The organism is Pedobacter zeae, from assembly GCF_014196715.1.
Lineage (GTDB): Bacteria > Bacteroidota > Bacteroidia > Sphingobacteriales > Sphingobacteriaceae > Pedobacter > Pedobacter zeae.
This window is the reverse complement of record NZ_JACIEF010000002.1, coordinates 1,303,671-1,329,353: the sequence shown is the minus strand read 5'-3', so window position 1 is coordinate 1,329,353 and position 25,683 is coordinate 1,303,671. Positions and strand designations below refer to the sequence as shown.

The following is a 25,683-nucleotide window of genomic DNA, read 5'->3' as shown; positions in this document are numbered from 1 at the left end:
GGTGATTATAAATTTACACTTAAACCAAAGATAAAGCTGCGTGCCTGCGGATAACGGCCAACATCCAGTCCGTTGTTATCCATTCCGATCTCCGGATCAAAACCAGAGTATTTGGTAATGGTGAACAGGTTGTTTGCAGTGGCATAAACCCTAACTGCACCCGTTTTTAACTTATTGGCAAGCGATTTTGGCAAGCTGTAACCCAGGGTTACGTTACGGATACGCAGGTAAGAACCATTTTCTACATAAAAATCTGAAGCATTAAAGTTTCCGTTGGCATCACTTGTCGAAATAATCGGCACTTTGCCTCCCGGATTTTCAGGCGACCATGCATCTAAAATACCTATCAGTTTGTTGTACGACGGACCGCTGGCACTATAGGTAGTGCGTTTTACAGCATTAAATAATTTATTGCCCTGTACACCCTGTGCAAAAACATTAAAGTCGAAATTTTTATAACTTGCGTTAAAGCTTAACCCGTAGGAGAAATCTGGATATGCACTTCCTGCGAAATAACGGTCTTTACCATCAATAGCACCATCGCCATTCATATCTACAAATTTAAAATCGCCGGCTTTGGCATTGGGCTGGATCTTTTGTCCGCTGGCATTTTTGTAGTTATCGGCTTCTGCCTGGCTTTGGAAAATACCGTCTGTTTTTAACACATAGTAACTATACAATGGCTGTCCAACCCTTATGGCAAGCGGAGCCAGCTCATTACGGAAGTTGGTACCCACGGCAATGTTCTCTAAACCCGGTGCCAATTCCTCTACCTTATTGTTGATCTTGGTCAGGGTAGCGTTAACAGTATAAGTGAAAGCTTTATTTTTATCGCTGTTATAAGTTAAACCCAATTCAACACCTTTATCTTTTACAAGACCTGCATTAATGGTTTGCGTATTTAAACCGGCCGTTCCCGGAAGCGTTCTGGTTAAGATCATTTTATTGGTTTCTTTGATAAAATAATCAGCTACCAAACTAAACCTGCCAAATGCAGCTAAATCAAGTCCCAGGTTGGTTTGCTTCGACTCAGCCCAGGTGAGGTTTTTATTGGCCAACACCGTTTGTACGTAACCGTTCTGTAAGGTTGGGCTTTGCCCGAAATAACTTTGGGTTGCATTCAGCAAAGGGTTTACTGCTGATGAAGAAAGACTGCCCAGGTTTCCTAAAATGCCATAACTGGCTCTTAATTTAAGCTCATTTAACCAACGCGTATCTTTTAAAAAATCCTCCTTGCTGATTACCCAACCTGCAGAAACGGATCCATAATTTTTGAACCTGTTTTCTTTGGTCAACATGGAAGAACCATCACGACGACCGATCAATGATAGAAGGTATTTTTCTCCATAGTTATAATTTGCCCTTAAAAACAGGGAAGAAAGTGCTTTGGCATCAAAATAACTTGAAGATGGCTGGATTACCGTTGCATTAACCAAATACCTGTATTGAGGCGATTCATCATCAAAACCGGCACCCGAAGCATATAACCCGCTACTTTTGGTTCTCTGGAAAGTATAACCACCGGTAAACTCTAACTGATGCTGGGCAAAGGATGTTTTATAGTTCAAAACCTGCTCGGCTAAAAAGTCGGTGGCTTTATTGCTTCTTTCCACTAAACTATTACTTAACACCGGTTTTCCTACTTCTGGTCTTTTTGGGGTAAAGCTTTTAAATGCAGCATCGGTTTTGGTTACGCTCAAGTTCGACCTGAAAGTTAAACCTTTAGCCAGCTTAAGATTAGCATAAGGATTAACCACCAGCACATTTACCGGGTTATTGATATCAATGCGCTGTAAATCGGCAACAGGGTTAACAATATCTCCATAATCTCCCGCATACTGTCCGCCAGGCAGCCCGGCAAAACTTCCATCGGCATTATAAGGTGTCCCGTTGGTTGGGTAATAAATGGCAGAAAGTAAGGCTCCTGTATAATCGCTGCTGGTATTGGCCCCATTTCCGTTGGTACTGCTATACGATAAGTTTTCGCCAATTTTTAACCAATTGCTTACCTCATGTTCGGTATTAATGCGAAAGTTGTAACGTTTGGTTTTGGTATTTAATACAATCCCTTCGGCATTGCGGTAATTAAAACTTAAATAATAATTCGATTTTTCAGAGCCCCCGTTAATAGCAGCGTTATAGTCCTGCAACAAACCATCTCTAAACACTTCGTCCATCCAATTGGTGCGGGTAATCTGTCCGTCGGGATATTTAGAAGGATCAAAAGCCGGTAATATGGTAGTCCCTCCGTTTTTGGCTGCAGTTGCCGCAACCTCTGCACGTTGTTGTGCATTTAAGGGCTGTAGTTTTCTCCAGGCGCTTTGCTGGCCGAGTTTGGCATCAAAGCTGATCTGCATTTTACCGCTTTTGCCTTTTTTAGTCGTGATCAATACCACGCCGCCTGAAGCCCTGGCACCGTAAATGGCAGCAGATGCATCTTTTAAAACCGATATCGATTCGATATCGTTAGGATTAAGCTGTGGGGTACCCGAAAAGATAGACCCATCGATTACATAAAGAACATTTTCTCCGTTAATACCACCTGCGCCACGGATATTGATACGGGGAGCAGAAGTTGGATCTCCCCCTTCGTTGGTTACAATCACACCGGGCGATTTTCCGGCCAGCACCTCGCCCACACTGTTTAATGAGCGGGAAGAAAGTTTATCCAGGCCAACAATACTGATTGCCCCGGTTAGGGTTTCTTTTTTCTGTGTTCCGTAACCCACCACCACTACATCGGCAAGTGTAGAACGCTCTTCGCTCAAAACCATGTTGATTACCTGGCTATCGCCAACCTTTACCTCTTTGGTACGGTAACCGATCATGGAAAAGGAAAGCACGGCATCAGCACCAACTTCAATGCGATAAGCACCGTTTCCATCGGTAATGGTACCGCTTTGTGTGCCCAATACTTTTACCGAAACGCCCGGAAGCGCCAAACCTGTGGTATCTTTTACTACCCCGGTAATGATCCGGTCTGGTTGGTTGATTACGGCGTTGTTTAAAATCACGTATCCGCCTTTTTCCAACACCTGTAAGCCCAGCCTGTCTAAAAGCGACCTTACCGGCTCTGTAGTGAAATTGCCGCTTACCAACATGTTTTTTTGTTGTAACTGATCCGGGTTGTATACAAAACTAAGGCCGGTGCGGGATTCGATTTCTTTGATGATCTCGGTCATTTTACGGCCTTTACTGATGGTAATGTTAACCGTGGTTTTCTCTAATTTTTGTGCCATTCCTGCCGAAGCCAAAATAGAGCTGCAAAAAATACAGAGGATTGTAAATGTTAAACATGAGTATTTCATGATCTTATAAAGAGCTGTTTTCCTCTTAGCGGAGGTTGTTTTCATTGCTTAATTTGTTTTGTTTTATTTTGTAAAGCTTTAATTATACTGGCTTTTATTGCCAGGAAGAAAGATTGCGGCGACCGGTCTGACCGGTACCGTAGATAATTTCTATATCACATCCTCATCTCATCGGTGTATATTAAATGTTTTATGATTTTTTGATCCGTTAAATTTTAAGTGGTGAAGGCTGCAGATAATATCCAAAATCTCTTCAGGCGATTGCCGGCTATTGAAAGAAGCGGTGGTTTTAAGATTGCCCAAAGCGCTATCGTTCAGTTGGATCTTAATGCTGTAAACATATTGGAGTTTAGCGATGACCTGGTTAAGGCTTGCACCATCAAAAGCGAATTTGATAAATGCCGGTGCTTTTATTCTATGAATGGCTGCAATACCTTCATTTTTATCATACGTTAAAGAGTCGTTCCTCACCAGGGTAGCCAGTTTGCCTTTTTTATTGCTAACTGCAACTTTACCGGTAACTACAGCAATCTCGAGCTGTTTACTGGCCCGATAAGATTTAACCTTAAAAGAAGTTCCTAAAACTTTTATGTCAACACCAGTTGTGGTATGTACAGTGAAAGGCCTGTTCTCCTGATGGGCAATATCAAAAAAAGCTTCACCCTCTCTCAGTGCAACCTGGCGGCTGTTTGTTGCAAATACTTTCGGATAGCTCAATTTTGCAGACGGACCAAGGAATACCACTGAACCATCTGACAAGATGATTCGCTTCCTTTCTGTTGCTCCGGTAATTGCCGTAAGCTGATCTCCGGCTGGTTTTGCCAGATCGCTCATTTTCCATACCGTTAGCCCAAGTGTAACCATCACCAGTACCGCAGCGGCTATCTTATAAAAAGTCCGGAGTTTTAGAACCTTATTGTGTTTAGTGTTTTGGTACATTGCCGCCTTAAGCTCAAGCAACATTTGTTCTCCTATTGCAGCTTTTTGCTCGGCTGATACCAAAACATCTTTTGCCTGGAGCGTGGCATACCACTCTTCAACTTTTTTTTCTTCTTTTGGATTTGCCTGCTGATCCAGGTATTTCTGCAGCAGTTCCTTTGCCTGTTCCTCTGTCATTTAAATACATGTCGTTTAAAAAGCAGAGGGGTACTAACCAAAGATGTTATCTGTAAATTAACTTTATGTTAAGCCCATCAGCAGGGCAATTAGCAGAATATAGGACAGGCTTTTTTTGAGAAGTTTTAAGGCTGCTGAAATTTGATTTTTTACCGTTTGCACAGAAACATCCAGCTCAGCAGCGATTTCTTTGATTGATTTCTCTTGTTTCCGGCTCATCGAGAATACCAGTTGCATTTTTTCCGGCAAAAGTGAAATGGCGCTATCCACTTCTGAATGAAGTTCTTTTAACAGCAGTTTATCATCGGCTGCAGCGTCATGTTTCTCGTCCATTAATACCGTAAGCGCAGCGTGGTGCTGCTCTTTAAGGCTGCCCGACCTGAAATGATTGATTACCTTGTATTTTACCGCTCCGTGCAGGTAAGCGCCGAGGTTTCCGGACAGATTAATCGTTTTACGATTTTCCCATAGCGAAATGAAAATCTCCTGGGTAATATCCTGTGCAATGGCTTCGTCACCGGTTTTTTTAAGCGCAGTATCAAAAATATCTTCCCAATAAACCCGGTAGATCTCTTCCATCGCCTGATGGCTTCCGCACTGTAAAGATGAAAGTAAAATTTTGCTCAAGGGATGCTGCTTTATCGCCGCAAAACTAGTAGTCCAATATTCCCTTAGTATTAATAAATCTTAAAGAGTAAGTGATGGAGTTTGATGATGGAAGATATAAGGGGTAAGATAGAAAAGGGAAAACGGAAAACGGGAGATGGATCGGACACTCCACGATCTGTCTGTAGAGTTCAGAAAGGCTCTACGGATTATATGATGGAATAGCGTCTTGCTGACCCATTGTTAATTACAGAATTTGTAAATCCAATATGATCAATCCGGTGGAAATATGTAAGATGGAAAATGTAGAATGGAATATGGATAAATTCTGCGCTTATCAACAATATCTGCGGGAACATTAAATGATTAGCCGCCCGCAGATTTTAGCAGACTGCCGCAGACTTTATCAGACCAGCTTTGTGCCCGCAGTGATCTTTTCTCTGTGAACCTGGTAGTTAATGATGGAAACATGCAGGATAGAAAACGAACAGGACGCTGCACTTAATAAACAGACAGCGTCCCGGGATAAGCTGGTGTTAATCCTTAAACAAGCCAGCAAAAATTTTATTTGAAAGCAATTTTGCCTGGTGATCGTAAATGTGCGAAGTACTCATGATCTCGTTTACACCATGTTTGGCAACAAAAGCTTCTAAACTTTCTTTAATGGTTTTGGGGCTACCAATAAAAGAATAATATAACATCTGCTGTACCGCTTCTTTTTCCAATTGGTCCCAATAAACATCCATATCCTCAACTGCGGGTTTCAGTAATTCTCTTTTGCCAGTTATAACACCTAAAAACATACGTTTTACCGAACTTGATAAACGTTCGGCTTCTGCATCGGTATCGGCAGCCACCACATTTACACAAGCCATTACATAAGGTTCCTGTAAAAATTCAGAGGGTTTAAAGTTATTTCTATAGATGGAAATAGCGTGCTCAAAATAGGTTGGTGCAAAGTGACTTGCAAAAGCGTAAGGCAGGCCTTTCTCTGCTGCTAAGCGTGCGCTATCCGTGCTCGAACCTAATATCCAGATCGGGATATCCAATCCTTCTCCCGGAATGGCCCTTACACTTGCCCGGTAATTATCAGCAGAAAAAAATTGTTGCAGCTTATCAATATCCCTCGGAAAATTATGCACGGCATTAAAATTTTCGCCACGGATAGCCATTGCCGTTACCTGGTCGGTTCCCGGTGCCCTGCCCAAGCCCAAATCGATGCGGTTGGGATAAAGCGAAGCCAGTGTACCAAATTGTTCGGCCACAATTAATGGTGCATGGTTCGGCAGCATAATGCCTCCTGAACCTACACGAATGCTATGGGTGCCACCGGCAATGTAACCAATAAGTACGGCCGTAGCCGAACTGGCCACACCCGCCATATTATGGTGTTCGGCAAACCAGTAACGCGTATAACCTAAATTTTCAGACTGTTTAGCTAATTCGAGGCTAGTTTTAAAGGTATCTGCCGCAGTAAAGCCATCTAAAACGGTTGCCAGATCGAGAACGGAATAACGTACATTTTTCAATAAGTGATCAGCCATAATCAAAAGAATAAAATCTATGCTGCAAAAATATCTGTAATAAAACCAAGTCTGGTTTAAATAAAGATATATGACGTTCAGCCAACACTAAACGGTTAGGATAGAAATTATATAAAAAATAAATGCCGGTCAGATCATAAAGTGTTTTTAATGTACATGTTAAAAACCAGCCAATACCGTTCAATAATTTTGTATTGTGCAACCCCGTAAACAGGTATATTTTTTCAGTATTAAGTAACTGTTAAACAAAAGTTGATTTTTATCATCAAGAAAATCACAAAAACCAAATAAAACCGTAATATTAAACATACAAAAAGTTAAAAAACAACAATTAGGAATGTATCTTTGTTGCATGAAAATCGCTAAATCATTCGCTCTTGTATTCCTTTTAACCGGCTCATTATCTTACTTATCCACTCCTCTTCTTGCTCAGAGCATGCAAACAGGATTAGACAGGTTAAACGGAAATGCTCTGATTGAGCAACTGGCTGATCAGCGCAAGGCATTCAATAAAAATCATTCAAACCACATCCTTCCAAAGTCAGCATATATCATCAACCGGGAGAAATTAACCCTTATTAGTTTTAACGGCTTAGATTATTATGTAAAAAACAACCGGGTAATCGGTATTCGGGGCTTAAATCTTTCAGATACGGTGTTAAGCCAAATTACAGACAAGCTGCTTCTTTTAGACAGTACCCAATTTAAACAAAGCGAGCTTTCAAATATGGAACACTTTAGTCCAAAAGTTGATTTTCAAAAAATCAGGAACATCGACCGCCAATTTATGCTCACGCTAAAATGTTTATCAAGTACGGTGAGAGACATCGCTGCACTTACAAAAAATGAAAATCCATCTTTAACCGTCGAAAACAATATTGCCAAAATGCGCTTACCCAATATTGATAAGGCAAGAGAAAAATCAAAGGAACAAACGCTGGTATCATTAGTGAAATAACAGCATGCCTTTTTAGGCGTTCAAAATAAATACCCTTATTTATCTGCTTTCTTAGTTCCATACACTTCGGCAATCTGGGCAGAAAGAAACTTAAAAGCAAGCGGCATTTCGGTAGCGGCATTTTTAATGCTCCCTTCAATAAAAATAAATCCTTTATAATTTATTTTATGTAACGCGCTTAAATAAGGCCTAAAATCGTCGCCCATAACACCAGGCAACGATCTGTTCTGTTTTTCGGCAACTTCAGAAAATGCAATCAATGCACCTGCTTCAACAATTTCATTTGGAGATTCTCCTTCACGCATCATATGAAATATATCGGCATTCAGCCTGAAATTAGGGTGATCAATTTCCCTTACCACCTCTGCAGCAGATTTTAATGAGGTAATAAAGTTCGTTTCGGTACGCTCAAGATTTTCCAGCAAAATGGTAACCTGATATTTCCCGGCAATTTGCGCCAGCTTTTTGCCCAATGCAACAAAGTCAGATTTTGCCTTAACGGTACCATAATCTGCAGGAATGCTTCTCGCACCTGAGCTGCCCAAAACAATAAACCTCACCCCGGCTTGCCGGGCCCTCGAAAGGACGGTTTCGGTATAAGCGAGCACCTTTGCCTCGTCTACTTCCGGACCAGCTATTTTTATACTTGCCGGATAAAAAAGGTTGCAGCTTAACACTTTACATTTTGCTGCTTTAATCTTTTTTAAATTGGTACTGAACTGCTCATCGGTGAGTGTAGGCGATAGCAACTTCGGAACTGATTCGCCGATCATTTTAAAACCTGAAGCATAAGCTAAACTATCCTGGGTTAAACCAGCAACAATACCCAAACGGGGATATTGCCTTTTATCCGAAATAAACCCGCATAAACCAATATAAATTAGGCAGATAAAAAAAAATAATTTATTCGTTTTGGTATATCTCATATCATTCTTCCTTTATTTGGTTAAAAAATAAAATTCCGCCCTGCTGTTTCTTGCATAGCTTTTACCTGATAGCCTGAGCATTTCTTCTTTAAATATAGTATAAAATCCGGGTATTAGGTTGGGTACTAACAGAACTTGGTTTATACACAAAAGTGAATAAGCAGAGATTTGTATGTTGGGATGCCATAATGAGCCGGCTATTGGGCAGTTTTTAAATCCAGTTCGTCGACAATTTAGCCGTGTTGGTATAATAGCGGCATTTATACTGAAACGTTTCGGGGGTGCAGGCGTCTTATTTACAAAACAATCACAAAATAGTAACTAAAAAATATAAACAACAGCATTATGAAAACCTTAATCAAAACCCTAACAAAATCAGTATTGGCAGCTATCATTTTAAGTGCTGCTCTTTTTTCCTCTAGCACAATGGCCGATGAGAAAAAACCGAATAAAGTTTCTGCACCTCAAAACGTAAACCAGGTAATTGTAAGCGGAAATGTAGAAGTGACCTTGGTGCAACGTGCGAAAGAAGGTATTAGCTACAATGACGACAATACCGGCAAAGTAAAAGTAGTACAAGATGGATATGCATTAAAAATCAATTCAGAAGATAATCAGCTAGCCAAAATTACACTTTATGTTAATAACATTTACAGGGTTAAAGCATCAGACCACGCTGTAGTAAAAACACAGGGCAAATTGACATTAAAACACCTTCAACTATTTTTAGAAGAAAATGCCGTTGCAGAAATCAATTCCGATACAGAAAGTTTATATACCGTAATCGAAAACAATGCCGATTTAAAACTGAGCGGCGCTACTGAAAAACACACGCTGGTAATGGGCAGAACACCTAAATTAAACCTGGACAGGTTTGCTGCACTCACAACAGAAACCGGTAATACTGATGCGTTGCAAATCGTTGCCCTGGCAAAATAATGCGGCGAAGAGAATAAAAAAAAGCGACATTGATGTCGCTTTTTTTTTGCAATAAACTAGCCTGGGTGATAGCCATTTGTTACGTACCCGTATATTAAACAGGCTTTACTGCTACAAGTTGCATTTCTTTTTCCTTTCCGCGGAGTTTAATGGCACCTAACAGGTGTGTAGTATAACGATCTGTTAGCTGAAGTTCTTTAATCAGCGCTATGGATACCAGCATCTCCTGGTTAAATTCCTTGCACATACCCTGGATTCTTGAGGTAGTATTCAGTACATCCCCGGAGTAGGTAATATCGCGTTTTATAATCCCAACTTCGCCGGCTATAATCTTTCCGCAATGAATACCTGCTTTAAAAGAAGGCAGTAAACCATATTTTCCAATGTACTTATCCTTCAGAAAAGACAAATGTGCTTTAATATCGAAAAAACAATTGATACATTTATTGTTCTTTAGCCCCTCTTCATAGCGCCAGGCAATAACTACTTCATCGCCTACATACTGGTATATTTCGCCCCTGTTTTCTAAAATGGGGTTGGTGATATCGATAAAGATATCTTTTAATAATTCGTGGTATTTTTTATCTCCCAGACTTTCGGCAATGGAGGTTGACGAATTTAGGTCGAGAAACATAAAGATCCGTGATTCTTCCTTTGGTGTATTGTATTTTCCCCTGATGATATCCCAGAAGATCCCTTGTCCGAACTTGCTGTTGATCTGCAGCAGCAATTGCGTGATGGAAACAACGATGGCCCATACCAGGCCGTTTTTCAAAAACCTTTTAGAATCGCCTAATTCATAGAGGCTCAGTAATTCATTTACGATTAAAATAATGCCTAAAAACGATCCGGCCACAACTAAAAGGGTATAACCGTAGGGCTTATCGTTATATTTTACGTTTACAAAAAACACGAGCAAACTCCCTCCTAACAGTGCTCCAAAAAGGCCGATAACAGCATTTAGTACGATGGAAGAAATTAATGTATAACCTGGTACCGGCCCTAAAGAATTCCGGGTATGCAGTACCAGGTCTTCAAAAACAGCAATTACGATCCCCGTCATGGTCCAGGCCAGGATAATAACAACTAATTGCTGAAGTTTCTGCCGGGTTTGCCGGTTGATTTTTACTGGCATCGTGATCTTTATTCCAAACTACTGATTCAATATACCCTGAATTTTACTAAAATACTGAATTTAATCATGCATCTGCCTTACTTAAACAATTAATTGGCAAAATCGCCTTGTTTTTCAGGTTAGATTGGCTAACGGGCCCAACCAATTAAAACCAACACTCTTTTCCCCAGATTCGGAACGATATATACTGTCCGTTGCCGCACATCAACTGTTCGAAAATGAACAGATCATCATCAACAACAAACAAAAACACCTGATTAATAGACAATTAAGATACTTTTTCATTTTGGCATCAGCTTGGTTAACCACTAAACGATACGATTGGTGTACGCCAGTTCTTATTGGCACACCAGCACAAGCTTAACAAAATTTAAACATCAGATGAAAACCTCCATTAAAACACTCATTACAATTGCATCAGCAGCAATTACCTTAACGGCCACCTTTCCTGCCAGCATAAGGGCAACAGAAAAAATAGAAACCCGGCTTTACAAGACCCCGAATTTCCGGAAGATCATCATAAAAGGAAATGTAGAAGTGATGTTGGTGCAGCGGCCAACCGCCGGAATAGCTTATGCAGATGATAACGCTGGCAACGCAAAAGTAACCCTGCAGGGCGAAGTGTTATGCATTACTTCACCTCATAAGGAAACGTGTAAACTTGTTATTTATGTAAACGATATCTACCGTATTGAGGCCGATCAAAACGCGGTAATAAAAACAGAAGCAAAGCTCAGCACAAAATTTCTACAGATCATGCTGAAGGGAAATGCTGTTGCCGACATCGATACCAATTGCGAAGGCTTATACACCTCAATTCTCGATAGCAGTAGGTTAAAACTCAAGGGGAACACTAATCAGCACACACTGATCATGGGTACTGCGTCAAATTTGGTCCTCGATCATTTTGTCGCCATCCAAACTAAGGTTAGCCAGCCAAAAAGCTACGAAGAGAAAATTGCCGCACTTATTCCTTAACTTATAATACATAAATCGTCATTGCGGGCAGGCTTTTATAGCCGGCAAAGCAATGACGATATCTCCCGGATACACAAATCCGGCCTGAAACAAAGCCTGTTTAATTCTGCTCTATCTCTTTCAGGCTATTCATTTTTTTATAAGCCAAAAATCCTTTTATATCTTCAAAGTGTTCGCGCACGCGCTTATTACCAAATTCGAATACTTTTTTCACCAATCCATCCAGGAAATCCCGGTCGTGCGATACCAAAATCAGGGTACCGTCAAAATCTCTGAGGGCATCTTTGATAATGTCTTTGGTTTTCATATCCAAATGGTTAGTCGGCTCATCCAGAATTAATACATTTACCGGCTCCAACAACAATTTGATCATGGCCAGGCGGGTTTTTTCGCCACCAGAAAGTACCTTAACCTTTTTGGTTGTATCATCCCCGCTAAACATAAAGGCACCCAACAGGTCTTTAATTTTCACCGTACCGTCGCTTAGTGGAATCTGATCAATGGTTTCGAATACCGTTAGGTTCTCATCAAGTAATGCAGCCTGGTTTTGTGCAAAGTAACCGATCTTGGCATTATGCCCTACCTTTAAACTTCCTTCAAAATCAATCTCGTTCATAATGGCTTTGATCATGGTCGATTTCCCTTCACCGTTTTTACCTACAAAAGCCACTTTTTCTCCACGCTCAATTACCATAGATGCTTTTTCGAACACAACATGGTTGCCATAGGATTTGGTCAGTTCTTCTACAATTACCGGATACTGACCAGAACGTGGTGATGGTGGAAACTTTAACCGTAATGCTGATGTATCCACCTCATCGATTTCTATTATTTCCAGTTTCTCGAGCATTTTTACGCGCGATTGTACCTGTAAGGTTTTCGAATAAGTACCCCTGAACCGGTCTATAAACTCCTGGTTATCGGCAATAAAACGTTGTTGCTCCTCATAAGCCTTTAACTGGTGAAGACGACGGTCGGCACGCAGTTGGAGGTAATGGGTGTATTTGGCCTTGTAATCGTATATCCTGCCCATGGTTACCTCGATGGTGCGGTTGGTGATATTATCTACAAAAGTACGGTCGTGAGAGATCACCATCACCGCCTTTGCCGAATTGATCAGGAAATCTTCCAGCCATTGAATACTTTCGATATCCATGTGGTTGGTAGGCTCATCCAACAAGATGAGATCAGGCTTCTTTAATAAAATCTTGGCCAGTTCAATACGCATACGCCAACCACCCGAAAACTCAGAAGTTTGACGGGTAAAGTCTTTGCGCTCGAAACCCAAACCTTTTAGTACTTTCTCTACTTCTGCTTCATAATTGGTTTCTTCAATGGAATAAAATTTCTCACTTAATTCCGACACCCGCTCGATCAGCTTCATGTAGTCGTCGCTTTCGTAATCGGTACGGATGGTAAGTTGTTCATTCAGCTCGTCAAGTTCTTTTTGCATCTGGTTTACTTCTGCAAAAGCCTTCATGGTTTCCTCAAAAACCGTAACCTGGTCATGAGTGAGCAAATGTTGAGGCAAATAGGCAATCACTGCCTCTTTCGGACCTGTTACGTTTCCGGAAGTAGGTTTAATTACATCGGCAATAATTTTTAGAATAGTCGACTTGCCTGCACCATTTTTACCCATTAAAGCGATTTTATCGTTCTCGTTTATCGAAAAGGTTACGTCGCTAAAAAGGGTGGTTCCGCCAAATGAAACGGAAATATTATTTACATTAATCACAATTAAGAATATTAAATTCGCGGCAAAGATAAAGGAAAGCGTGTAAATTATCGCGAGAATTTTAAAGACTAAGATTGAAGCTGGAAAGATTAAACTCAGGTGTGAATAGTGATTAGTCGATAATATCATTTTTGGGGCCGGGGTCTTCACCAATTTTTTCACCACTCAATTCCATCAAAGTGGTTTCGATGGTCTGGCACATGGCATTCAGGGCGAGGTCGTTTGATGCAGTGCCGAAAGGCTGCTCAATCTCATCTGCAATGGCTTCAAAGGCCACAAAGGTATAGGCAATAAAAACCACAATAAAGGGCGTAAGCCATTTGAGGCTATCCACCAGCCCGAAAGGTAATAAAAAACAGTACAGGTATACCGTACGGTGCAACAGCACCCGGTAACTATATGGAATGGGGGTTGAAATAATCCGTTCACATCCGCCTACAATCTCTGCCAGTTTATCCAGGTTTTCATCCAACCTCATCTGCTGTATCGTATCAATGCGACCTGCCTGGTGCGCAGCAGCTACCCACTCTCCCATGAGTTTCATTATCATAACAGGTTTGAACTTTGCAGAAATAATTAAACTATAATCTGCCTCACTGAGCCGTTTTTTAAGGTCCTGTTGCGGGTCTGTATCCCTAAGCTGGTGTTTCAACGCATAAGTAAAAGAGACCAGAAGATTAATAAAGTGCACTGCATGTAACCTGTCCGGGGGCTCTGGAAGCGTAAGTACCTGCCGCGCCAATGAACGTGAGCAATTCAATAAGGCTCCCCAGAGTTTCCGCGCTTCCCAAAACCGGTCATAACTGACATTGTTACGGAAACCCAGGAACAGCGCGAGCACAAAACCAAATAAGGTTAGCGGGGTTGGATTTAAAGGGATTTTGAAAGAAAAGATTTTACCGCTAAAGAATACCACCCCGATCGACAAAACAAACAGTAACGAGAGTCTGGGGAGGAGTTTTGGAAGAACAGAACCATGCCAAACAAACAGCATTTTGAACCAGTTTTCCTTATTTCTAATTATCATACCGCATTTTGGCTTTAAGCATCCTGCAAAACAAAGTTGTTTCTGTCTGTTTACAGCTTAATTGTCTGCCCTATTTTTTAATTCTTTCATAAATCCGGGGATCATGTTTTTTAATCCTGATCTTTACATATTTCGATGCCGGCATATTGCTTTCTTTCACTACATTATTGATACCAACCAGGACATTGGTTTCCGGAAAATACGTAACCGTATTTTTTTCGGGAATTTGATAGGGAACGATAATAAACAGCGGAGCTATCCGCTCTACACCATCATCATAGTTGAATAAATCTACCTTATCTCCGGCCTTGAACCCTGCGCGGTCAATGTCGTTTTGATTCATAAACACGACCCTGCGTTCGTTCTTTATCCCCCGGTACCTGTCGTCAAGCCCATAAATGGTGGTATTGAACTGATCGTGGGTACGGGTAGTGGCCATCATATATTCCCCGTCATCAAGATTGTTTTCAGGCAAACCGGTTAATGTAAATGGTGCTTTGTCTCCAAAATCCTTTGTAATAAATTTTCCATCCCTTGCCAGGTTGGGCAGGTAAAAGCCTTCCTTGCGTCTAACCCTTTCATTGTAGTTTTCAAAACCGGGAATACATTTTTCAATATCGTCTCTTACCGCGTCATAATTGTTGGCATACCGTTTCCAATCGACAACTGATTTATCGCCCAAAGTGGCCATGGCCATGCGGCATACAATCTGCGTTTCATTAATGAGTTTATCTGATACCGGTTTCAGCATGCCTTTTGAAGATTGTACTACCCCCATCGAGTTTTCTGTGGTAATAAACTGATGCACACCGTTTACCATATCGATATCGCTGCGTGATAGTGTGGGCAGGATAATAGATTCTTTCCCATGAACCAGGTGGCTACGGTTCAGTTTTGTAGATACAGAAACGGTTAAATTAAGTTTTCTTAATGCATTGGCAGTATAGGTTGTATCTGGCGTTGCCGACAGAAAGTTCCCTCCCATGCAGAATAAGACTTTTACTTTCCCTTCGTGCATGGCTTTGATCGCCCTTACCACATCGTAACCATGTTTACGTGGGGGATTAAAGCCATAAAAATCCCTCAAGCGGTCCAGTTGGGCATCTGTAGGCTTTTCATCAATCATCATGGTCCTGTTTCCCTGCACATTACTATGCCCGCGAACAGGGCAAACACCTGCACCAGGTTTACCGATACTGCCTTTTAACAAGAGGATATTGAGCATTTCCTTAATCATATCTACCCCATTGGGCTGTTGGGTAATTCCCATCCCCCAGCAAATAATGATTCTTTTTTTGAAGGCCAGCATTTGAGCAGCATTGTAAATCAATGCTGCAGAAACCCCTGATTCTTTGGCAAGGTGTTCTAAGTTATAGCTTTCGAACTGCCCGATAAAGGCATCATATCCAACTGTTTTTTCGGCTATAAAATCATGATCGAATACTGCTCCGGGAGATTTCCGCTCAAATTCGAGCAAAATCAATTCAATCGCCTTTAAAAGGGCCATATCGCCATTTATTTTTACAGGCAGGTAAAGATCTGCCAGTTTTCCGCCATTGCCCAGCACCCCGCTTACCTCCTGTGGATTACGGAAGCCCATTAAACCCGCTTCGGGTAAGGGATTTATCGCAATGATTTTTCCTCCGTTCTTTTTACATTTTTCGAGGGCACTCATCATCCGGGGTGCATTGGTACCCGGGTTCTGGCCAACAATCACGACCACATCCGTATCGTAGAAATCTTCGAGCTTTACCGTTCCCTTTCCGATACCGATTGTAGGGCGCAGTGCCGTACCTGACGTTTCATGGCACATATTAGAGCAATCCGGCATATTGTTGGTACCATATTCTTTTGCAAATAACTGGTAAAGAAATGATGCTTCATTGCTCGTTCTGCCCGACGTATAAAATGCTGCCTCATCCGGTACCTCCAATGCATTCAGATGGCTAGCAATTTTTGAGAAGGCATCGTCCCAGGAGATGGGTTGATAGTGGCTAGCCCCCGGTGGCAGGTACACCGGTTCGGTTAACCTTCCCATTTTCCCTATGGTAAAATCATCCAGCTTTGCCAGGTCATAAACCGAATTCTCCTTAAAAAAATCGGCAGTAACCCTTTTGGTTGTAGCCTCTTCTGCCAATGCCTTTGCCCCATTTTCACAATATTCGCCCAATGGCGACCGTTCATCATCCGGATCCGGCCAGGCACAGCTCGGGCAGTCAAATCCGCCAGCCTGGTTCATTTTAAACAGGGCCTTTGTTCCTCTTAAAAGTGTTTTTTCTTCAATCAGATCTCCGAAAGCGGCCATAACCGCCGGTATACCTGCTGCCCAGGTTTTTACAGGCGTTAGCTTGAGATCCAACAATTTATAGGGATTTTCTGCAGCAGGTTCTTTTTTATCGTTCTCCATACCTTAACTATTTAAAAGGGGATTAGGGTAATTGTCGCTTTGATCCTCTTCTACATTATCCAAACAGGTAAAGTCTTTTTCTACCAATAAACTGACAGACCCGGCAAGTCCGCTAAATCCTACCCGATCTGTATGAACCAGTTCCTGTACCATTTTCTCGGGCATGTACAACACCATACGGTTATCCATAAAATCGGCACGGAGGTTACTGTCGGCCGTGGTTGTTATGGCGTACTCCAACGTATTGCTCAGAAAATGCGAGCTTTCGGAGAGAAAGCCATCTGCACCTAATTTTTCGACTTCGGATTTAGTCAGTCTATATCGTAATGAATTGCCTTTTATTCTAATTTTCATGTAATGCAGGGATTAATAGCTGATCTTGATGGCTATATATATTAAATCTGTCTTTTTTAAGAAAACCCAGCAGTGTGATGCCAAATTCATTGGCCAGTTCAACAGCAAGGGTAGATGGAGCACCTATTGCAGCAACGATCGAAATGCCGGCCATGGCCGCTTTCTGAATGAGTTCGAAACTGGCTCTTCCGCTCAAAAGCAAAATATAGGCACTTAAGGGAAGCATATTTTTACCCAGGGCAGTACCGATTAACTTGTCTAATGCATTGTGCCGCCCAACGTCTTCACAGAGTAATACCAATTCTCCTTCCAGTGTAAAGAGCGCCGAAGCATGGATTCCGCCGGTTGCCTCAAAATTGCTTTGGGCCAGTCTTAATTGCTCTGGTAAACTATAAAATACCCCTGCAGATAAACGTATTTGCTGTTGACGGGCCAAATTTGTGTAGGCACTAACTGTTCTGATGGATTGTATGGAGCCTTTGCCGCAAACCCCGCAGCTCGAGGTGGTATAAAAATTTCTGTCAGACTGTGAAAGATTGGGCATAAAGCCTTCTGTCAATTCTACACGAACAACATTTTCTTTTTGCAGTTCGCAGGTTATAGGTACGTGGGCAATTGCTTTAACCGCTGCATGTGAAGAAATTATGCCTTCTGTAAACAAAAAACCAAGAGCAAGTTCCAGGTCGTTTCCAGGTGTGCGCATGGTGATGGAAATATTCTTTTCTGTGCGGATCCCTTCAGGTCCATACACGATTCTAATTTCGAGCGGCTCTTCTACCGACAGCAGGTCGGATGAAGGCGAAGCGATAAAACCAGAAACTTTATTAACCGGCAGACGCTTAATCGAAACCCATGGAATATCCTTCATAACGATGATTGGTAAGATCAGAAATTAAGACTAAATATACTTATTTTGAGCAAATAAAATAGATTAATTCAAAGTTACCGCCAAACTTTATCGTTTGGAGCAGGGAGATAAAAAACAGAGCTATGCTGATTGGCAAGGCTACAAAGCTGCGACTGCTTGAATAAAGAAAGCCTGCCAGAAATAAAAAGGAGCTATTTCATCATGATAAAACTGAAACTTAAATCAACATTTTAATCACCACTCCTAAAACAGCAGCCACAGCAATCAGTTGCGGTTCCTGTAGTTTCCTGATGTAAATAAGGGAGCAACCACTGGCTAAGGCAATAACTGCGGTGGGGATGTCTATGATCGATTTGCCTGCAATCACGATAACCGATCCAACCAGCGCACCGATAACCGCAGCCGTAATCCCATCAACAAAGGCTTTAATACTTGCATTCTTCGCTATCTTTTTAAAAAATGGGGCAAGCACTACCGTGAAAAGAAAACAAGGCGTAAATGTTGCCAATGCAGCTACAGATGCCCCTAAAAAACCATTAACCAGGTAACCGATAAAGCCAACCGTAATCACTACCGGCCCCGGGGTGATCATGGCCACCGCAACGGCATCTACAAACTCATTTTCTGTTAACCAATGATAATCGTTAACAACCCCGGCATGCAAGAACGGAACAATAGCCAACCCACTGCCAAATACAAATGTGCCGGCTTTTAAAAAGAAAAGACCAATCTGCACAAGTGTTGTTTTTGAGTAATCCCAAAAACCGGTTTCCGCAAATAAAAACAAAGGGCTTATACCAGGCGCTTTAATCCACCTGGGAGGCGATTTAACCAGCATGTAAATAAGTCCGCACCCGATAAAAATCAAAATCTGTTCCTGTTGGGTGATTACGGTAACCGCAATGGCCATAACATAAAATATCCACAAAAGCCAGTTGACTTTTAGCGATTGGAGGTTTAATTTACCAACCGATTTGATGGTTAATTTATAGGCACTGATCGCTATGATACCGATAACTGCTGCCCCCACCCCATAAAACACATCACGCATCCAGCTCATTCCGCCGTAGACTTGATAAATCATACCCAATATCACCACCATAATAAAAGACGGGAGCACAAATGCCAGGCCCGTAAGTGTTGCCCCAAGTAGCCCGTAATGGACGAATCCAATGTAGATTCCCAATTGTGCTGCCAAGGGGCCAGGTGCCAGCTGTGCCAATGCCAATCCTTCTTTATACTCTTCTTCGGTAAGCCATTGTTTTTGTTCAACCAAATCGCGGTGCATGTAACCCACCAGCGCTACCGGACCGCCAAATCCCCAGGTTCCCAATTTCAGAAAATAGAGGGCAATTTCTTTTAAGGTATATTTCTGGCTTCCCATCATGTCAGAACGCTATACCAAACTGAAAACCAACAGTAAACGTAGCCGGACGGTCGTTACCAAACCTTACCGGTAAAGGCAAAGCTGCAAACATACTGGCTGATTTGCCTTTGATGACCGTTTTATTCAGCACGGGGGTTAAACCATATCTGCCCGAAGTTTCAAAAGCGGCGCGGCCCGCAAAAGTCCAGCCTTTACCCAAAGCCACCAATACTCCCGGATGGAACGTAAAGTTCGACATTTTACTGATCCCGTTTTCTACCCTGACAGTAGGAACAAATTCTGCTGAAAAGCCAATTTTTGCACTTTTCCAGATATTTATACCGGTTGGCATACCCACTACATAATGGTGATCAAAGTTCATATCTGTACCGGTACGGCTGAAAGTGGCTATAGGGTGCAGGATGCCGACATAGCCGGTAATCTTTGGATAGGTTGTTGCAGGTGCAGCATTTTGCGCAAAAATTACCGCCGGCATGGAGGTAAAAAAAATGATTAGCGTTCTAAATAAATTCATAAGGCAAGGTTAAGCCCTATTGCCTCCATAAAATAGAACGTACTTGACTAATTTGTATCTTTTTTACCTGGCAGGATATTTTTTCGATAGCTCAGCGGGTTATGTCCCGTCTGTTTTTTGAACGTCCGGTTAAAATGGCTCTGATCTGAAAAGCCGGTAAGGTAAGCGATATCGGTTAATGAATAGTTATCATCTTTCATCAGTTCAATGGCCCTGTCTATCCGGAGCTTTCGCATGTATTCACCAAAAGACATGTTATCAAAATATTTGGAGAATTCCCTCGATAAATAGGTTGGGTTAATTTCCAGTTCCTCTGAGGCCTGTTGCAAACTTAGTGTCATGTTGGTATCCAGCTGATCCTGGATCATATCTTTAAGGGCTTTTGCCCAAACGGGTGCTTTCTTACCTTTCTCAGTTTTGAGGTATTGCTGGTATACCTGTAACAACAATTGCTCCACCGGCCCTGCCTGGCTATGTTTTAAATGATATAACTTTTGTGCCCATATATAAAGTCCATCATAGATAGTTAAACCAAAACTCAGCAATTCCTGGTCGTCCAATAGCTGGTGGGAAAGCCCGGAAAATATCGCTTCAAGCCCTGCTGCCTGCGGAGCAAAGTCGTGGCGGTCAGTATCCGCCCCACGAACAATAGCGGCTATCCTGTCCAAGGCTTCATCTTTAAGGCCATGTTTTTTGATGAAATAATCAAAGGTGCAACGGTCATCGTAATGAGAGTACTCTACCCCGGGCAGATCAAATGGTGTGGCATTAAGCTCAGCGGCTTTTTCCAGCACCTCAGCGTAAGGCACGTAGATAATTTCGGCATCGGGATCAATAAAACGCAAAATCAGCCACGGACAGGCAATCCGGTCAATTTTTGGGCGTTCGCGGGTAATCCATTTCATCTGGGTTCAACTGTTATTGCGGGTAAAATTAGCAATCAAATTTGTTTTCCCGGTATGAATCAATTTTTATTGCCCGGTAAAAAAAGTACCTCCATACAGGTGCCTGGTTAACCGCAGGAAAACAAATTATTTGATAGCATTGAAGCAGAATTAAAAGTATAAGAAATTACTTTACAAACAGTTTCAAAAAGTCAGTAAAAAAGAAGCCATTGACCATAATAAAGTGAAAATATGGGAAGTTACTGTGCCAGCGTATAATTTCCAGATCCGCTGATCCTTTCCCCGTTTGCCAATGACCCTGTAAAGGTAAAGCTATTGAGGCCGGTTTTGGTCAGGGTCAGGTTAGGCGAGGTATAACGGTATTTTCCATTCTCGAACCAATACAAGATAGCATGAAGAGCGCAGGATCCGCCTGCATCATCAGAGGTAAAGGTACCACTTTCAGCCTTAGGCATGGCATAGATTGTTAATTTTTTTCCGTCACTGGCATCAGGATCCAGTCCGACACGAATACTGCCAGGGCATTGTACATTATCTATTAAAGCCCTGACACTGTAGGTACCTCGCGTGGCCTGAAGGGTAATTTCGGCAGTATTCGGTTTAACCGCAGGTGTCCCGGCTCTCTGGGCAGTACCAGATCCTGAAACTTGCCCACCGGCCGCTGCAACAGACGTACCGGATTCCAGCCTTGAAGCTGAATTAGGGCCAGTCCTGGGTGCTGAACCAGTGCCAATACAGTTCGATACACAGTATTTTGTTCCGTTTACACAGTTATAAGAAGGCCCTCCTTTTACATCACTATAGGCCGTTATAAAGAATTCCATAGCACTTCCCTGTGGTACTACTTTGTTATATCCGGGCGTATGGGTATACAATTGTCCGGGATCGAGTACAAACAGCCCACCGCTCATCTTTTCCTTTGTCTTCCCGTCAGCAGCAACGATCCATGGGCCAAAAGTAAAGGTAACGCGTTTATCTGAACGATTTTCAATGCGCCAATTATATCCATACGAGCTTACCGAAGGTTCGTAACCAATAGATTTGTATGATACATAAAGATTGGGAAAACAAGGTGCTGGTTTAGCCACACTCCATTCAGTCTTGTTGTAGCCTCTGTTTTGGGCCAAAACCCCGCCAAAACTTAAAAGTAACAATAAAAAGAAGCAATTTTTTTTCATGACAATAACTTGATTGGTTTGATCTTATAAACTTCAGAATTTGTCAAAACAGTAACAATAGCTAGCACTAGCTATTTATGTACTCATACCCAGCCTGCCTCGAAAGCTTTCCTGATCAGTTCCTGTGGTGTACGGGCCTGCGCTTTGCGAAGGATGTTTTTTCTGTGTGCATTAACGGTATGCAGACTGATGAACAAAGCCTCTGCAATTTCCTTGCTGCTACAACATGATATCACCAGTTTCAGTACCTCGCGTTCCTTTGGGGTGAAAGGATCTGCCGATGGGCTAAGATCAACCCCGGTATTAATGTTAAAATAGGAAGGTTCGCCATCCAATCCAATAATCGAAAAGCAGGGCGTACCCTCAGGTTTTATATGCGTAATATCAGTATCTATATCTAACGTACGGTAATAATTCTTTTCGTCATAGTCGATTTGCACGGCCTGGTGAAGGAGCCTAATGTAACGGCCATCCTTTGCTTTCATACGGAGGTCGTACTGCATCTTGTATTTAGGGATTTTTTCGAACGGAAGTTTGGAAAAAAACTCCGTAATGCGCCTTTCGAACTCGAGAAAATAGGGCTTATCCTGCGGGTGCAGGATGTCGAGCAACCGAAGGATATTCATTTCTTCCGGTGTGTAGCCCAGCACAGTGATGATACCGGGACTAACGAACTCGAGTTCGGCTTTGAAAATATTAAATACATAGTAATAGTAAGTACCAGGCTGAAAAAGATGCAGAAGACGTTTATGCAGTTCAAATTGTAGCTCAAGCTCGTGTGGCCTGCCAGGGTCTTCTTTAACAACAGTGCGCCAGATCTTTTTAGCAGATTGGTACAGCGAAGCATTTTGGTTAGACATATAATGAAAACGTTAAATCGATTACATTAATAAATATAACCATAAAATTATTTTATTCCTATAGGTGAATTTGTCCTGTCATTAAAACTTGGTTAAGAAACCCGGTTATTGAAAAAACCAGGAAACCTCGACTTTATCCCATATTATGGAACTAAACGGTCTGAAATAGGAAGAACCCTTCAGTTAGAAGATGGCCTGAATTACCAGGATGATAAACTTCTACTGCAATCATTAAGGATGATGGTAATTTTTTTGAATAGCTATCTTGCAGGCAGCCCGGATTGACTGCCTGCAAAACAGTGTGATGAGCATACGCTTTTACCAGTTAATACCAAGATTAATCTCGAAACTTCCCGCCGTATAGCCGCTCAGGGCACCGGTTTGCGTGGTGTAGGAGGTATTAATGGCATACTTCCTTTTGTAATGCAGTCCAACACCAAAGCTTGCCGCCTTACTGGTATGGTACATAGCGGTTAGCAATACCTGCTGATTGGCTATACTTAACTGTCCGCCCATGTCAACAACATCAGCTATTTCCGAGAAAGAACGGTAGGCTACTTTGGGTTGAAAAACGTTGTCGCCAAACGGAATCTTATAACCTGCGGCAGCATAAACCATAGGTGTATTTACCAGTTTGAAATTATCCCTTTTAAAATAATTTTTCAGGTTGACCAATGCAAAATCAGCATTAAAACCTTTCGTAGTCAGTGCAACCCCAAAATCGCCATCGAAATAAGTTTTATGATCAGTGTTATATGCACCCACCTGAGCATCGTTCGGATTGCCGATTAGATCCTGCATGTCTATCCTTTGGTTCATAAAACCCGCCGATAAACCAAAGTGCAGTTTGGCCGTTTCGCTAAGCGGAAGGTGATAGGCATAACTGGCAAGGACACGGGTCTGCCTTTGCAGTCCAGCTTTATCAAGGTTCATGTTCAGGCCAACACCTACCCTTTCCCATCCGTAAACCGCTGTGAGGTTCTGCACAACGGGTGCCCCGGGAACATTATTCCACTGCGAGCGAAAAGCAAGGTTTACATCTGCCCCCCCTGCCACCCCGGCCAGGGCCGGATTAGCAAGATAAGTATTGTTGAAGTATTGGTTTAACAATGGACTCGTTTGTGCCTGTACTTTCGAAACCCCGATAAGTGCCAGCAGCATCAATATTTTTGTTTTCATCCTTTTAATTTTTGTTAACGGTTTCTGATAATGGTGATAAATCCTTTTTGAACCAGTTTGTCCGGCCCATAAGTGATGATGTAGTAGTAAGTTCCCTCAGCGAGTTCGTTTCCGCCAATGGTACCGTTCCAGCTATTATCATATCCTTTCTTATTGTACATCTCTCTACCGTTACGGTCAAATATCCTCACTTCGTTAACAGGGTACATATCAATGTTCTGTACGATCCAGGTATCATTTACCCCATCACCATTTGGCGTTAAAATGTTTGTTGCAACAAGTTTATAATCCTCTGCTACATTAATCGTAACCGATCCAATACTGCTGCATCCGCTTGCATTGGTTACCCGGACCGTATAAGTAGTGGTTTGTGCAGGACGAACGGTAAGCGTTGCCGTGTTCTGTCCGCTGATGATTCCACCGGCTGTTGACCAGCTATAACCTGTACCGCCACTTGCCGTTAAGGCCGCGGTTTCACCTTTACTGATGTCTGTACCTTTGTTGCTTACGATACTTACCGCTGGAAGCGAATTGATCGTTAAGGTTCCGTTTACATACACAAAACTGTAGTTGTTTGATACGCCACCTGCCGGAACCAGTGCATAAGTACCCGCAACATTTCTGTTTGCAGTCGTACTTACCGAAGGTTTCGTACTGAGTGCGTTCTCCGTATCGCCGGCTTTAAAGCCGCTGTATGTTACCGCAAATGTTGGGAAGCCGTCAGACTGGCACATTACGGCGTTGCTTGCCGTAACAGTAAGCAATGCTTTGTTGATGGTTAAATTAGCGCCAACGTAGGTTATGTTGTAATTTGTCCCTGCGCTTACCGTACCTTGATTAATTGCATAAGTACCTGCATTCTCTCCGGCGGCTCTAGTTAGTGAGCCGGTGAAGCTATCACCCGTTACCAATGCCGGGGCAAATGTATAAGTCAGCGCAGGATCAGCATCGCCATAGGTTTTGCTTTTTGCTGCCGCCGTTACGGTTACCGTTTTCTTGCCAATGGTTAAATCTGCAGCCACATAAGTTAAGGTATAGTTGCTGTTTAAAGCCAGCGTACCCTGGTTGATCGGATAAGTACCTACGTTTTCGCCAACGGTTCTGGTCAATGCACCGGTGAAACTATCACCCGTTACCAATGCCGGGGCAAATGTATAAGTCAGCGCCGGATCAGCATCGCCATAAGTTTTACTTTTCGCTGCTGCGGTTACGGTTACCGTTTTCTTGCCAATGGTTAAATCTGCACCCACATAAGTTATGGTATAGTTGCTGTTTAAAGCCAGCGTACCCTGGTTGATCGGATAAGTACCTACGTTTTCGCCAACGGCTCTGGTCAATGCACCGGTGAAACTATCACCAGCTACCAGTGCCGGGGCAAAAGTATAAGTCAGCGCCGGATCAGCATCGCCGTAAGTTTTGCTTTTCACTGCCGCGGTTACGGTTACTGTTTTCTTATCGATGGTTAAATCTGCACCCACATAAGTTAAGGTATAGTTCGCATTCAGCGCTAACGTACCCTGGTTGATCGGATAAGTACCTACGTTTTCGCCAACGGCTCTGGTCAATGCACCGGTGAAACTATCACCCGTTACCAGTGCCGGGGCAAATGTATAAGTCAGCACCGGATCAGCATCGCCATAGGTTTTGCTTTTCGCTGCCGCCGTTACGGTTACTGTTTTCTTATCGATGGTTAAATCTGCACCCACATAAGTTAAGGTATAGTTCGCATTCAGCGCTAACGTACCCTGGTTGATCGGAT

At 42.4% G+C, this 25,683-nt stretch carries 22 protein-coding genes; 4 read left to right on the top strand and 18 right to left on the bottom strand.

Translation table 11 applies throughout. From position 1 onward, the window contains the following. Nucleotides 1-5 precede the first annotated feature (5 nt). From GGQ60_RS12275 to GGQ60_RS12260, 4 genes are all read right to left on the bottom strand, one after another. Entirely contained in the window at nucleotides 6-3,308 is a 3,303-nt protein-coding gene (locus GGQ60_RS12275; RefSeq protein ID WP_221235937.1) for a SusC/RagA family TonB-linked outer membrane protein, read from the bottom strand. A 168-nt stretch (nucleotides 3,309-3,476) separates the two neighbouring features. Beyond that, complete coding sequence (locus GGQ60_RS12270) at nucleotides 3,477-4,424, bottom strand: FecR family protein (protein WP_183764331.1); 948 nt, start codon at nucleotides 4,422-4,424, stop codon at nucleotides 3,477-3,479. A gap of 63 nt (nucleotides 4,425-4,487) precedes the next feature. Then, nucleotides 4,488-5,051, bottom strand: coding sequence for an RNA polymerase sigma factor (locus GGQ60_RS12265; protein WP_183764329.1), 564 nt, complete (start codon nucleotides 5,049-5,051; stop codon nucleotides 4,488-4,490). A gap of 515 nt (nucleotides 5,052-5,566) precedes the next feature. Continuing rightward, nucleotides 5,567-6,574, bottom strand: a complete 1,008-nt coding sequence (locus GGQ60_RS12260; RefSeq protein WP_183764326.1) for an LLM class flavin-dependent oxidoreductase — start codon at nucleotides 6,572-6,574, stop codon at nucleotides 5,567-5,569. A gap of 352 nt (nucleotides 6,575-6,926) precedes the next feature. Between GGQ60_RS12260 and GGQ60_RS12255 the strand changes: the two genes are divergently transcribed. Continuing rightward, entirely contained in the window at nucleotides 6,927-7,532 is a 606-nt protein-coding gene (locus tag GGQ60_RS12255; protein ID WP_183764323.1) for a hypothetical protein, read from the top strand. A 35-nt stretch (nucleotides 7,533-7,567) separates the two neighbouring features. Here GGQ60_RS12255 and GGQ60_RS12250 read toward each other — a convergent pair whose 3' ends face one another. Then, the gene (locus GGQ60_RS12250; protein ID WP_183764320.1) at nucleotides 7,568-8,458 is read right to left on the bottom strand and encodes a sugar phosphate isomerase/epimerase family protein; all 891 of its coding nucleotides are present in this window, start codon (nucleotides 8,456-8,458) and stop codon (nucleotides 7,568-7,570) included. Nucleotides 8,459-8,803: 345 nt separating this feature from the next. Here GGQ60_RS12250 and GGQ60_RS12245 point away from each other — a divergent pair, with 345 nt between their 5' ends. Continuing rightward, a complete protein-coding gene (locus tag GGQ60_RS12245; protein WP_183764317.1) occupies nucleotides 8,804-9,397 on the top strand; it encodes a GIN domain-containing protein in 594 nt (197 codons plus the stop codon). Between the two features lie 94 nt (nucleotides 9,398-9,491). Here the strand turns inward: GGQ60_RS12245 and GGQ60_RS12240 are convergent, their stop codons facing one another. Continuing rightward, complete coding sequence (locus GGQ60_RS12240; RefSeq protein ID WP_221235936.1) at nucleotides 9,492-10,532, bottom strand: adenylate/guanylate cyclase domain-containing protein; 1,041 nt, start codon at nucleotides 10,530-10,532, stop codon at nucleotides 9,492-9,494. Between the two features lie 381 nt (nucleotides 10,533-10,913). Here GGQ60_RS12240 and GGQ60_RS12235 point away from each other — a divergent pair, with 381 nt between their 5' ends. After that, on the top strand, nucleotides 10,914-11,510 hold the full coding sequence (locus GGQ60_RS12235; protein ID WP_183764314.1) for a GIN domain-containing protein: 597 nt from the start codon (nucleotides 10,914-10,916) through the stop codon (nucleotides 11,508-11,510). A 100-nt stretch (nucleotides 11,511-11,610) separates the two neighbouring features. Here GGQ60_RS12235 and GGQ60_RS12230 read toward each other — a convergent pair whose 3' ends face one another. The 10 genes from GGQ60_RS12230 to GGQ60_RS12185 all read right to left on the bottom strand — a co-directional run bounded on the left by GGQ60_RS12230 (nucleotide 11,611) and on the right by GGQ60_RS12185 (nucleotide 22,745). Further along, nucleotides 11,611-13,245: an ABC-F family ATP-binding cassette domain-containing protein gene (locus GGQ60_RS12230; RefSeq protein WP_183764311.1), complete on the bottom strand. Its 1,635-nt coding sequence runs from the start codon at nucleotides 13,243-13,245 to the stop codon at nucleotides 11,611-11,613. Between the two features lie 112 nt (nucleotides 13,246-13,357). Beyond that, on the bottom strand, nucleotides 13,358-14,272 hold the full coding sequence (locus GGQ60_RS12225) for a bestrophin family protein (RefSeq protein WP_183764308.1): 915 nt from the start codon (nucleotides 14,270-14,272) through the stop codon (nucleotides 13,358-13,360). Between the two features lie 70 nt (nucleotides 14,273-14,342). Beyond that, complete coding sequence (locus GGQ60_RS12220; protein WP_183764306.1) at nucleotides 14,343-16,679, bottom strand: FdhF/YdeP family oxidoreductase; 2,337 nt, start codon at nucleotides 16,677-16,679, stop codon at nucleotides 14,343-14,345. 3 nt (nucleotides 16,680-16,682) lie between these two features. After that, nucleotides 16,683-17,033 carry a DUF7009 family protein gene (locus GGQ60_RS12215; RefSeq protein WP_183764303.1) on the bottom strand — a complete coding sequence of 117 codons (351 nt, stop codon included), beginning with the start codon at nucleotides 17,031-17,033 and terminating at the stop codon, nucleotides 16,683-16,685. Then, entirely contained in the window at nucleotides 17,023-17,901 is an 879-nt protein-coding gene (fdhD, locus tag GGQ60_RS12210; RefSeq protein WP_183764300.1) for a formate dehydrogenase accessory sulfurtransferase FdhD, read from the bottom strand. Before fdhD ends, GGQ60_RS12215 begins: the two co-directional genes overlap by 11 nt. 217 nt (nucleotides 17,902-18,118) lie before the next feature. Continuing rightward, nucleotides 18,119-19,288, bottom strand: a complete 1,170-nt coding sequence (locus GGQ60_RS12205; protein WP_229685011.1) for a chromate transporter — start codon at nucleotides 19,286-19,288, stop codon at nucleotides 18,119-18,121. Nucleotide 19,289: 1 nt separating this feature from the next. Continuing rightward, a complete protein-coding gene (locus GGQ60_RS12200) occupies nucleotides 19,290-19,802 on the bottom strand; it encodes a hypothetical protein (RefSeq protein WP_183764295.1) in 513 nt (170 codons plus the stop codon). A 47-nt stretch (nucleotides 19,803-19,849) separates the two neighbouring features. Beyond that, nucleotides 19,850-20,707: a chromate resistance protein ChrB domain-containing protein gene (locus GGQ60_RS12195; protein WP_183764292.1), complete on the bottom strand. Its 858-nt coding sequence runs from the start codon at nucleotides 20,705-20,707 to the stop codon at nucleotides 19,850-19,852. Between the two features lie 239 nt (nucleotides 20,708-20,946). Further along, nucleotides 20,947-21,885: a hypothetical protein gene (locus tag GGQ60_RS12190; RefSeq protein WP_183764289.1), complete on the bottom strand. Its 939-nt coding sequence runs from the start codon at nucleotides 21,883-21,885 to the stop codon at nucleotides 20,947-20,949. A gap of 83 nt (nucleotides 21,886-21,968) precedes the next feature. Beyond that, the gene (locus GGQ60_RS12185; protein WP_183764287.1) at nucleotides 21,969-22,745 is read right to left on the bottom strand and encodes a LuxR C-terminal-related transcriptional regulator; all 777 of its coding nucleotides are present in this window, start codon (nucleotides 22,743-22,745) and stop codon (nucleotides 21,969-21,971) included. 108 nt (nucleotides 22,746-22,853) lie between these two features. Between GGQ60_RS12185 and GGQ60_RS12180 the strand changes: the two genes are divergently transcribed. Then, the gene (locus GGQ60_RS12180; RefSeq protein WP_183764284.1) at nucleotides 22,854-23,030 is read left to right on the top strand and encodes a hypothetical protein; all 177 of its coding nucleotides are present in this window, start codon (nucleotides 22,854-22,856) and stop codon (nucleotides 23,028-23,030) included. Nucleotides 23,031-23,063: 33 nt separating this feature from the next. On the opposite strand, the gene GGQ60_RS12175 is transcribed toward GGQ60_RS12180, so the two are convergent. Together GGQ60_RS12175 and GGQ60_RS12170 are read right to left on the bottom strand one after the other, a co-directional pair. Further along, nucleotides 23,064-23,924: a PorP/SprF family type IX secretion system membrane protein gene (locus GGQ60_RS12175; RefSeq protein ID WP_183764281.1), complete on the bottom strand. Its 861-nt coding sequence runs from the start codon at nucleotides 23,922-23,924 to the stop codon at nucleotides 23,064-23,066. Between the two features lie 14 nt (nucleotides 23,925-23,938). After that, nucleotides 23,939-25,683 (bottom strand): MBG domain-containing protein (locus GGQ60_RS12170; protein ID WP_183764278.1); only part of this gene is annotated, 1,745 nt, incomplete at its 5' end.